Source organism: Nitrosophilus sp. (genome assembly GCF_982775275.1).
Window position 1 is genome coordinate 1 of record NZ_CEXZHP010000035.1, and the last position, 10827, is coordinate 10827.

At 30.2% G+C, this 10827-nt stretch carries 11 protein-coding genes; all 11 read left to right on the forward strand.

Annotated elements, in window-relative coordinates; genetic code table 11:
• The first annotated feature begins 305 nt into the window (after nucleotides 1-305).
• Nucleotides 306-1376, forward strand: a complete 1071-nt coding sequence (gene leuB / locus AC30RD_RS03095) for a 3-isopropylmalate dehydrogenase (protein WP_489492752.1) — start codon at nucleotides 306-308, stop codon at nucleotides 1374-1376.
• Nucleotides 1360-2547 carry a tRNA nucleotidyltransferase/poly(A) polymerase family protein gene (locus AC30RD_RS03100; protein ID WP_489492753.1) on the forward strand — a complete coding sequence of 396 codons (1188 nt, stop codon included), beginning with the start codon at nucleotides 1360-1362 and terminating at the stop codon, nucleotides 2545-2547. The genes leuB and AC30RD_RS03100 overlap by 17 nt, the downstream gene beginning before the upstream one ends.
• Nucleotides 2544-3380, forward strand: coding sequence for a formyltetrahydrofolate deformylase (purU, locus tag AC30RD_RS03105; RefSeq protein WP_489492754.1), 837 nt, complete (start codon nucleotides 2544-2546; stop codon nucleotides 3378-3380). The genes AC30RD_RS03100 and purU overlap by 4 nt, the downstream gene beginning before the upstream one ends.
• Nucleotides 3381-3393: 13 nt before the next feature.
• A complete protein-coding gene (locus AC30RD_RS03110) occupies nucleotides 3394-3864 on the forward strand; it encodes a tRNA (cytidine(34)-2'-O)-methyltransferase (RefSeq protein ID WP_489492755.1) in 471 nt (156 codons plus the stop codon).
• Between the two features lie 228 nt (nucleotides 3865-4092).
• Entirely contained in the window at nucleotides 4093-4332 is a 240-nt protein-coding gene (locus tag AC30RD_RS03115; protein WP_489492756.1) for a ribbon-helix-helix protein, CopG family, read from the forward strand.
• Nucleotides 4319-4723, forward strand: a complete 405-nt coding sequence (locus AC30RD_RS03120) for a type II toxin-antitoxin system VapC family toxin (RefSeq protein WP_489492757.1) — start codon at nucleotides 4319-4321, stop codon at nucleotides 4721-4723. Before AC30RD_RS03115 ends, AC30RD_RS03120 begins: the two co-directional genes overlap by 14 nt.
• Before the next feature lie 2 nt (nucleotides 4724-4725).
• Nucleotides 4726-6771 (forward strand): glycine--tRNA ligase subunit beta, encoded by a 2046-nt coding sequence (gene glyS, locus AC30RD_RS03125; protein ID WP_489492758.1) that lies wholly within the window; start codon nucleotides 4726-4728, stop codon nucleotides 6769-6771.
• An 8-nt stretch (nucleotides 6772-6779) separates the two neighbouring features.
• Nucleotides 6780-7880: an NAD(P)/FAD-dependent oxidoreductase gene (locus tag AC30RD_RS03130; RefSeq protein ID WP_489492760.1), complete on the forward strand. Its 1101-nt coding sequence runs from the start codon at nucleotides 6780-6782 to the stop codon at nucleotides 7878-7880.
• Entirely contained in the window at nucleotides 7877-8818 is a 942-nt protein-coding gene (gene hemH, locus AC30RD_RS03135; protein ID WP_489492761.1) for a ferrochelatase, read from the forward strand. Before AC30RD_RS03130 ends, hemH begins: the two co-directional genes overlap by 4 nt.
• Entirely contained in the window at nucleotides 8815-10086 is a 1272-nt protein-coding gene (locus AC30RD_RS03140; RefSeq protein ID WP_489492762.1) for a glucose-6-phosphate isomerase, read from the forward strand. Before hemH ends, AC30RD_RS03140 begins: the two co-directional genes overlap by 4 nt.
• A complete protein-coding gene (locus AC30RD_RS03145; RefSeq protein ID WP_489492763.1) occupies nucleotides 10083-10784 on the forward strand; it encodes a hypothetical protein in 702 nt (233 codons plus the stop codon). The genes AC30RD_RS03140 and AC30RD_RS03145 overlap by 4 nt, the downstream gene beginning before the upstream one ends.
• Nucleotides 10785-10827: the final 43 nt, after the last annotated feature.

A 10827-nucleotide genomic window follows, 5' to 3' on the forward strand; every position in this document is an offset into this window, starting at 1 on the left:
ATCGTAAAGCAGTTTACGATTTTTTAACGGCTCTCCCGTGCCCGAGCGAAGGCTGTTACTATATGTGAGTCCTAAATTCAAGGAATTTAGTGGCGAACATAGGAACAGCCAGTTTACCTTGAAGCAAACGAAGGTGAGTGAAGCGAAGCAAGTTTGCGGTTGGTTAAAATAGTTGAGTGGTTGAGTGGTTGAGTGGTTAATTTTATAGTTAGAAAGTGAAAAAGTTAGAAAGTGGGAAAATAGAATGAAATTTACTAATTCCAAATTCCAAATTCCCAATTTTGATGACTAATTTTGGAGGAGTAATGAGAAAATATAAAATTGCCGTTATTAAAGGCGATGGGATAGGCCCTGAGATAGTTGACGAAGCGATTAAAGTATTGGACGCGGTAAGCGTAAAAGAGGGATTTGAACTCTCTTATAAAGAGTATCTAATGGGAGGAGCGGCATATGATGTTTATGGTGATCCTCTGCCGGAAGAAACCATTGAAGGGGCAAAAAACGCCGATGCGATACTTTTTGGCGCTATAGGCGGAGAGAAATGGGATAATCTTCCAAGAGATAAAAGACCAGAAAGCGGACTTTTGAGATTTAGAAAAGCCCTTGGAGTTTTTGCAAATTTAAGGCCTGTTATCGTATATGATGAGTTGATAAACGCAAGCACGTTAAAACCGGATGTCATAAAAGGCGTAGATCTTATGGTTGTAAGGGAGCTTATTGGGGGTATTTATTTTGGCAAGCCAAGGGCGTTGGAAAAAGATAGAGCATATAATACGATGGTATATACTAAAGATGAGATTGTAAGAATAGCAAAAGTTGCTTTTGAAAGCGCAAAAAAAAGAAAAAACAGGGTAACTTCGGTTGATAAAGCAAACGTATTGGAGGTTAGTCAGCTTTGGAGAGAGACCGTTGAGGAAGTTTCAAAAGAATATCCTGGCGTTACCTTAGAGCATATGTATGTAGATAACGCGGCTATGCAACTAATACGTGATCCTAAACAGTTTGATGTTATTTTAACTGGAAATATTTTTGGAGATATTTTAAGCGATGAAGCGAGTATGTTGAGCGGATCGATAGGTCTTTTGCCAAGTGCGAGTATTGGAGAAAAATATGCTCTATTTGAGCCTATTCACGGAAGCGCGCCGGATATTGCCGGTCAAGGTATAGCAAATCCTATAGCTACGATTGCGAGTGCGAGCATGATGCTAAGATATAAACTTGGAGAAGAAAAAGCCGCTGATAGGATAGATAACGCGATAAAACAGGTATTAAAAGAGGGTTACAGAACAAAAGACATCAGCAGTTTTGACGCTAAAGAGATAGTAACTACAAATGAGATGGGATCATTAATAGCTCAATATGCGTCACAAGATTGAACATGGGGATCTTTTCCCCGATTTTGAAAAACTTCTACCCAAAAAACTTCAAAATGAACTACATTTTTTAAAAAAGATTTTTTCTCCTTATACTTCAAGAGTCTATCTTGTTGGCGGTGCCGTTAGAGATATGATAAGAAAAAGGTTCCAAAAAGAAGATCTTGATATAGTGGACTTGGATATAGAAGTTTATTCGATAGAGCCACAAATTTTTGAAAAAATTATGGAAAAAATAGGCGCAAAAGGAGTAGGGAAAAGTTTTTTTGTATACAAATATAAAGAAAATATCGATATTTCCCTTCCAAGGGTGGAGAGTAAAGTAAATGAAGGGCATAGAGGCTTTAGGGTAAAATTGGCAAAAGATGAAAAAGAAGCAAGCATTAGAAGAGATTTTAAAATGAACGCTTTAATGTTAAACGTTTTTACTGGAAAGATTCTTGATTTTTGGGGAGGAATAGAGGATATTTTCAATAAAAAAATCTCTATTATAGATGAAACAAAATTTAAAGAGGATAGTTTAAGAGTTTTAAGAGGTATGCAATTTAGCGCAAGATTTGGGTATAAGATAGAAGATAGATCATGTATGATAATGAAAAAGATAGATTTAAACGATCTAAGCAAAGAAAGGATATTTTGGGAATTTGAAAAGATGTTTAAAGGAAAATTTTTACATTATGGGCTTTATTATCTTTTGGCGCTAAAAATTTGGCAAAAGATTTTTAAAATATCCGTAAATAAAGCTTTTTTTTACAAAAGCGCTTTTGAGCTTGTTAAAAATAGAGATTTTTTTGAAAAAGATATCTATAAATTTTATTTTTTATTTATAATTTCAAAAAATTTGCACAAAAACTACAACTATTTTTTGGATATTTTACAAACACCCAACGAATATTATAAAATTTTTAGAAAACAAAAATTTATACCAAAAAATAGAACAGATAGGTTTTTGGTAGCGCTTTCGATGTTGTATCCTATAAATAGATGGCTTGGAAACTATAAAAAAGATGTAAAAAAAAGAGCCAAAAAATTTGATATATGGGAAAAAAGTTTTGATGGGGGAGTTTTTGCAAAAGATCTATTAAAAGAGGGTTTTAGCGGAAAAGAGCTTGGAGAGGAACTTAGAAGAAGAAGATTAAAAAAGATTAAAGAGCTTTATAAAGGAAGGATATGAAAAATTATAGAGTTTTAATAGATTCAAAAGATGAAAAAGGGCTTGTTTATAAAATATCGAAAGTCTTTTTTGAAAATGATCTTAATATAGAAAAAAATGACGAATTTGTTGATGAGATAAATGGGAAATTTTTTATGAGAAGTGAAGTAAGCGGTAAAATCGATAAAGATAATCTATATCTTTCTTTAAGCTCTCAACTGCCAAAAGGAGCAAATATAAAAATAGTGGAGCCCAAAAAAAAGAAGATAGTCTTAATGGCTACAAAAGAGTCTCACGTTTTAGGAGATATTTTAATAAGACATTATGATGGAGAGCTTGAAGCGGATATTTTGGCAGTTATCTCAAACTATGATATTTTAAGGCCACTTGTAGAAAAGTTTGGAATTGAATATTTTCATGTGCCCCACGACTCTTTGCAAAGAAGCGAACATGAAGAGAAAATTTTAAATCTACTTGAGATGTTTGATAGTATCGATTATATAGTTTTAGCAAAGTATATGAGGATTTTGACTCCTGAGTTTGTAGAAAAATATGAAAATAAAATCATCAATATTCATCACTCTTTTTTACCGGCTTTCATAGGAGCCAACCCTTATAAACAAGCGTTTAATAGAGGAGTAAAAATTATTGGAGCAACCGCTCATTTTGTAAATAATAACTTAGATGAAGGTCCAATTATTGCTCAAGATGTTATTCACGTAGATCATACCTACTCATGGCAAGATATGAGAAATGCCGGTAGAGACGTTGAAAAAGTTGTATTGGCAAGAGCTCTAAAACTTGCTATTGAAGATAGAATTTTTGTTTATGCAAATAAAACGGTTATTTTTTGATTTAGGATAGTCTATGTTTAACATAGTTTTGGTAAATCCTCAAATCCCGCCAAATACTGGAAATATAGGCAGACTTTGCGTAAACACAAACTCAACTTTGCATCTAATAAAACCTTTAGGATTTGACATAAGCGAAAAAGCGGTTAAAAGGGCAGGGTTGGATTATTGGGAAAAGCTTGATTTGGTTGTTTGGGAAAGTTTAGAGGATTTTTTAAAAGAGAATGGAGAAAAAATTGATAGATTTTTTTTCGCCACTACAAAATCAAAAAAGCCATATTTTGAAGTTAAATTTGAAAAAGGGGATTTTTTGATATTTGGAAGCGAAACCAAAGGACTCCCAATGGAGTTTATGGAAAAAAATTGGCAAAACGCTATAACTATACCTATGTGCAAAAGCGGAAGAAGTCTAAATCTATCTGTAAGTGTTGGAATAATCTTATATGAAGGGATAAAACAAAATATAAAAAATTTTTGCAAAGAGTAATTTTTAAGGATATATATGAAAGAGATTATAGATTTTGTTGTAGTTGCGCTTTTTGTTCTGTTTATGATATGGCTAATTGTTGGTTATCACCATCAAAAGGGGCATCATAAAAGAGGGGAAGATGATAAATGAAATTTTTAATTGCTTTAAATTGACATTGTATTACGTATTGTGATACAATATGTAAAATAGCAAAAAACAGGTTTTGATCCCATAATAGGAGGGATAATGATAAGCGTTAGACTTGATAAAGATATTGAAGTGAAGCTAAATTTATTATCAAAACAGTTAAAAAAAAGCAAATCCAAAATAATTAAAGAGGCTTTAAAAGAGTATATTTCAAAACAAGATTTAGATATGAAAAGAGTTCTTGAAAGATTAGAAAATATTAGTAAAAAAGTTTCAAAAGTTGATAAGAATATTGATATTTTAAAAATTGAAAATGAGGTAAATTGTGATATATTTTGATACAAATGTATTAGTTTACTTTTCAATTGACCAAGATGAAAAAAAATTGCAAATTTCAAGAGAAAAAATATTTGAAGCTATAAAAAATAGGGAGTTTTTTATATCTCCTCTTGTAATTATTGAATATATTTTTATATTATCAAAATTGAATATTTTAGATGAGCAATATGAAAAAGTAGAATTTTTTTTAAATTTTGTAAATATAGAGATTGATAAAAAAGTTATTAATGAAGCTTTTTTAATATGCAAAAAATTAAAAAGGTGTAAAAATATAAATGATACAATTCATTTTGTAATTGCTACTAAATATTGCAAAAAGATTTTAACTTTTGATAAGGATTTTAAGAAATTTAAAAATGAAAATTTAAAAATTGAAATTTTAAAAGGATAAAAATGCTAAAACCGCTTTTAATAGAGATAGGAGTCGAAGAACTACCTGCTATTCCTTTTTTAAAAGAGCTACCAAATATAGAAATAAAATGGGAAAAAATTTTGGAAGAGAATTCACTACTTTGCGAGTTTGAATTTTTTTATACTCCAAGAAGGCTTATATTATGGCATCCAGAATTTCCACTATCTCAGCCAGATACTATACAAAAGCTTTATGGTCCACCTGTTGAAATAGCTTTTAAAGATAATGAGCCCACAAAAGCCGCTATCGGTTTTGCTAAAAAGTGTGGGGTTGATATAAAAGATCTAAAAAGAGTAAAAAAAGATGCCAAAGAGGTTTTGTATTTTGAGAAAAAGATAGAAGGTAAAAATAGTGAAGAGCTTTTGGCTAATATGATAAATAGTTGGCTAAAAAGATTGGATTTTGGCAGATCTATGAGATGGGAAAATGAAGATAGTTTTATAAGGCCTATTAGATGGGCTGTTGTGAATTTTGGAGAGAAATTTTTAAATTATGATATATTTTCCGTAATCTCCTCCAACTATACATATGTTCACAGAAGCGTAAGTTTGGATAAAGTATATATCAAAGATCAAAAGGATTTTTTTGAAAAACTAAAAACGGGCGGGGTTATTATATATCCGGATAAAAGAGAAGAAAAGATTTTAAATGAAATAAAAAATATAGAAAAAGAAAAAAATATAGCAGTTGAAAAAGATGAAGAACTTTTAAAAGAGATAGTTGCAATTACTGAGTATCCAACAGCTCTATTAGGAGGGTTTGATAAAGATTTTTTAAAACTTCCCCCCGAGGTTATTATTACCAGTATGAAAGAGCATCAAAGATATTTTCCGGTTTTTAAAAAAGATGATTTATATAACGGTTTTATTGTTGTCTCAAACGCAAAAACGGATGATTTTTCTTTGGTAATAGAAGGTAACGAAAGAGTTCTTAGAGCAAGACTTTCAGATGCACTGTTTTTTTGGGAAAACGATATAAAAAATGGTCTTGATATTGAAGGTTTAAAAGATGTAGTTTTTATGGATGAGCTTGGAAGCTTATTTGATAAAGAGATAAGAGAGTTAAAGATTGCTTTAAATCTTTTTGAAAAATATAAAAATTTACTGATATCTCAAACCTCTTTAACCGAGGGGGAATTAAAAGCTTTGATAGATAGAGCCATAATGGTCTCAAAAGCAGATCTTTTATCGCAGATGGTTTATGAATTTACCGAATTGCAGGGGATTATGGGGTATTATTATGCTTTAGTGCAAGGAGAAGACGAACTGGTGGCTTTATCGATAAAAGAGCAGTATCTTCCTAAAGGTGAAGATAGCGAACTTCCATCAAATCTTTTTAGCTCAATAGTTTCAATTTCAACAAAACTTGATACTTTGATGGCTCTTTTTAGCATTGGAAAGATTCCAAGTGGATCAAAAGATCCTTTTGGATTAAGAAGAGCTGCGACCGGGATAATAAGAATAGTTTTAAACGAACAGATACCTTTTGATATCTCTAAAATTTTTAATGAGATAAAAGATGAGTATAAAGATTTTGATACAAGAAATCTTGAGGAGTTTTTTATAGAGAGAATTTATCAATTTTTTGATGTTAATCCTTCTATTATAAAAGCGGTAATTGAGAGCAAAGAAAGAGATCTTGTAGAAATTTCCAAAAAAATAAAAGCTGTTAATGAGATTGTTCAAAGCGATGATTTTAAAGAGGTTTTTGTGACATTTAAAAGGGTTGCAAATATCGTTAAAGATGTTGATATAGAAAGCGAGCTTTTAGTTGATGAAAGATTATTTGAGAGTGAGTATGAAAAAAAGTTATATGATAGATTTAATGAGGTTGTAAAAAAAGAGTATGAAGATTATGAATCAAAACTTGATGCTCTTTTTGGCTTAAAAGAGGATATTGATAAATTTTTTGATCATGTTTTAGTTAACGTAGACGATGAAAAAATAAGATCTAATAGAAAAAATTTAATAGCTTCTATCTATAAAGCTTTTAGAAGTATAGCCGATATTAAAGAGATATCCATATAAGGTTTTTTGTGATTTATGATTTTATAATTGTTGGGGCCGGAAGTGCCGGGGCTCATATGGCCTATTTTTTAAATAAAAAAGGCGCTAATGTAGCTGTTTTAGATATGTTTGGCATAGCAAAAGGTGCCAGTAATGCAGCGGGCGCTTTTGTTTCTGTAAGGCTTGGGCGAGGTGGAGTATTACAAAGATATACAAACCAAGCTTTTAAATTTAGCGTCGATTTTTATAAAAATAAAGATCTTTTTTATCAAACAGGTATTTTAAGACTTCCAAAAGATGAAGATGACGCTAAAAAATTCCAAGAGTATAAAAAATTTTTGGATGTGGATTTTGAGGAGAAAAAAGCAAGCGATCTAAAAGAGTTAAAAGATTATGCCAAAAAATATGGAGGTCTTTTTTTTAAAGAGGCCGGTTTGGTAGATGCAAAAGAGGTTTGCGAAACTCTTTTAAAAGATATAAAGGTAATAAATAAAAAAGTTGAAAATATTAAAAAGATAAAAGATATTTTTTATGTAGATAATATAAAAGGAAAATCGGTTATTTTGGCCACGGGAGCTTGGGAAGAGTTATTGCCTAAATTTTTAAAATACTCAAAAGTTGCCGGATTTAGATTTGATGTTGATAGCGATATTGATCTACCATATTCTGTGCATAAAAGAGTTTCAATATCTTCTAAAATTAAAAATAAGATTATTATAGGTGCTACTCATACCAGAGTAGATAGTATTCAATGTCCGGCTAAACCAAACTCATTTTTGATGGATGAAGCAAAAAAAATGGTAGATTTTAAAAAACTAAAGATATTGGCGCTATATTGCGGGGTTAGAGCAAGTATATACGATCACTTGCCGGTTATTGGAGAAGTTATCGATATAGATAGGTCCATTGATAAATATCCTATTCTTTTAAAAGGTAAAAAAATAGATCCAAATGATCTAATAAGAGTAAAAAATCTATACATAATCGGCGGATTGGGAGGCAGAGGGTTTGTGTTTGGCTCTTTTATGGCAAAAAAACTTGTAGATTTTATATTTGAAAACAAGGTTATTGAAAAAGAGCTAAATATTGATAGAATATTTTTTAGATATATAAAAAAGGAAATTGCGTGAAAGCTTTGGTATTGCTAAATATGGGAGGGCCAAACGATTTAGAAGAGGTGGAGATTTTTTTAAAAAATATGTTCAATGACCCAAATATAATACCTATCAAAAATAGCCTTTTTAGAAAATTTGTAGCATATATGATTACAACTTCCAGAAAAGAAGAAGCAAAGGCAAATTATGAAAAGCTTGGGGGGAAAAGCCCATTAAACTTTTATACTCAAAAATTAATAAAAAATCTAAAAGAGTTTTTGCCAGATCATTATATAACTTATGCTATGAGATATACTCCGCCTTTTGCAAAGGATGTAATAAAAGAGCTTATTGCTAAAAATATAAGAGAGGTTTTTTTATTTCCTTTATATCCACATTATTCAAAAACCACCGTAAAATCTTCGCTGGAAGATTTTTATAATAGTGCTAAAGGTTACGGTTATCATGCAAGATTTTTTGATATTGCAAATTTTTACGAAAATAGGTTATATAACGAAGCTGTAATAGAAAAAATAATCTTAGCGCTAAATAAAAAAGACCCAAAAGAGTATGATCTGATTTTTAGCGCTCACTCTCTACCTAAAAAGATAATCCAAAAAGGAGACCCATATAAATTTGAAGTTGAAGATAATGTAAAAATATTAAAAAATATGCTAAAAGATAGAGGAATTGTTTTTAACGATATCCATTTAGCTTATCAATCAAAACTTGGCCCTGTAAAATGGCTCGAGCCAAGTTTAGATGAAAAACTAAAAAACATAGAAAATAAAAAGGTTATAATATATCCGATATCTTTTATTTTAGATAACTCCGAAACTCTTTTTGAACTTCATATCGAATATAAAGAGTTATCTAAAAAGCTGGGATTTAAAGAGTTTATTGTAAGCGAATGTATAAACGATAGCAAAACTTTTTGTAAAGCTATCGCACAGATAATAAAGGAAAAAGAATGATTCAAAAAACGCTTTTTTTTGAAGTCGATCAAGACAAAAACGCGACTTTGAAGATAAAAGAGGCATATGATAGAATGCTTTTAGAGATGCAAACTGGAATTAGCGGCTATTATGATCTACCTATAAATCAAGAAGAAGTAATAGACGAAATTTATGATTTTATAGCCACAAACGAGTATCTATCGCACAATCTAATAAAAGATCTTGTAGTTATTGGTATAGGGGGCTCCTCTCTTGGAACTAGAGCTATCGATACTCTTTTGAAATTTAGCCATAACAGAAACATCATAAATATCCATTTTTTAGAAAATTTAGATCCATTGTATCTAATAAATAGTATTAAAAATATAGATCTCTCAAAAGCTTTTATAATAATTATTTCAAAATCTGGAACTACGATAGAGACAATTTCTATAACAAAATATATTTTTTCTTTAATGCAAGATCCTATCAAAGGACTCGATATCGAGAAAAAAATTGCCATAATTACAGATAAAAACTCACCTCTTGATAAACTCTCTTTAGAGAAAGGTTGGAAGGTTTTTTATATTCCAAAAAATGTTGGAGGTAGATTTTCGGTTTTAAGTCCTGTAGGTCTTTTCCCTCTTGCGATTTTAGGTTATGATATAAAAGAGTTGTTAAAAGGCGCAAATTTAATGAGAGAGGAGTTTTTAAAAGAAAAAATCAATCTTTTAATGTTTAAAAAAGCATATTTTTACTATTCAAACTCAAATAAAATAAATATAAATATTCTTTTTTCTTACTCTTCAATGTTTGAAGCTTTTAATAAATGGTATATACAGCTTTGGGGAGAAAGTCTTGGAAAAAGGGATGCTGATAACAAAAGGGTAGGGCTAACCCCCATAGGACTTATAGGCTCAATTGATCAGCACTCTTTTTTACAGCTTATTGTTGATGGTCCAAAAGATAAAAGTGTTACCTTTTTAAAGCTTAAAAATTTTGAACTACCAATTACAGTTCCTCATATTTCTCTTCCATATTTAGAAGTGACCGATTTCGTTAATGGTAGAAGATTTCAAACGATTATAAATACTCAATGCGACGCAACAATTGAGAGTGTTATCCAAGCAGGTGTGCCTGTAGATTTGATAGAGATAAACGAACTAAACGAAAAAAGCGCCGGATATCTTATATACTATTTTGAGCTTTTAACTTCCGCAGTTGCTGCTATGTTTAAAATAGATGCATACAATCAGCCAGGAGTCGAAAAAGGTAAAGAGTTACTAAAAATAAAATTATCAAAATGAAAATTTTAGGAATAGATTTAGGCGGATGTTTTAGTAGCAATAGTGCATTTGTTTATTGTGAAATAGATAAAAAAATCAAATTTTTAAAAGAACCTTTTTTAGAGCCAAAGCATAAAAGTTATATCGAATGCAATGATTATCTTTTAAAAATTATTAAAAGCTTATCTTTTGATATATTGACAATTGACTCTCCATTTTCTATCCCGGCAGTTTTATGTGATAAAGATTTTAAAACATTAAAAAGAGAAGAGGAAAAAGAGATATCAAATCCGTATCTATATAGATATACAGACTATTTTATATTTAAGAAATTTGGCATAAAACCAATGCCGCCAGCTGGTGATAGGATAGGTAGAGTAACAGCAAGGACCATAAGGCTTTTAAGAGATTTGAATTATGATGGAGATTTTGTATATGTCAATGATAAAAAAATAGCGGTATTTGAAGTTTTTCCAAGGCAGATTGGGGAGTTTTTATGTAAAAAAGATTATAAAAATAGTAAAAATAATATTTTAAAAAAATTAAAAATTACAAGTTTTAAAGATATTTTTTTTAAAAATGACCATTTTTTTGATGCTTTGCTTGCAGCATATGGTGGTTATGAAATAATAAAAAGCAATACTATTTATCCAATTAATGATAAAATAAAAAAAGAGGGTTGGATATATCCTGTGATAAAATTTTCTTTAGGGGAATAATAATGGTAGGTTATATTTATGATCCTATTTTTACTATGCATGA

Coding starts and splice junctions, on each gene's coding strand:
- AC30RD_RS03100 (WP_489492753.1), top strand. CDS start 1,360: ATGCGTCACAAGATTGAACATGGGGATCTTTTCCCCGATTTTGAAAAA.
- purU (WP_489492754.1), top strand. CDS start 2,544: ATGAAAAATTATAGAGTTTTAATAGATTCAAAAGATGAAAAAGGGCTT.
- glyS (WP_489492758.1), top strand. CDS start 4,726: ATGCTAAAACCGCTTTTAATAGAGATAGGAGTCGAAGAACTACCTGCT.
- AC30RD_RS03140 (WP_489492762.1), top strand. CDS start 8,815: ATGATTCAAAAAACGCTTTTTTTTGAAGTCGATCAAGACAAAAACGCG.
- AC30RD_RS03115 (WP_489492756.1), top strand. CDS start 4,093: ATGATAAGCGTTAGACTTGATAAAGATATTGAAGTGAAGCTAAATTTA.
- AC30RD_RS03145 (WP_489492763.1), top strand. CDS start 10,083: ATGAAAATTTTAGGAATAGATTTAGGCGGATGTTTTAGTAGCAATAGT.
- leuB (WP_489492752.1), top strand. CDS start 306: ATGAGAAAATATAAAATTGCCGTTATTAAAGGCGATGGGATAGGCCCT.
- AC30RD_RS03110 (WP_489492755.1), top strand. CDS start 3,394: ATGTTTAACATAGTTTTGGTAAATCCTCAAATCCCGCCAAATACTGGA.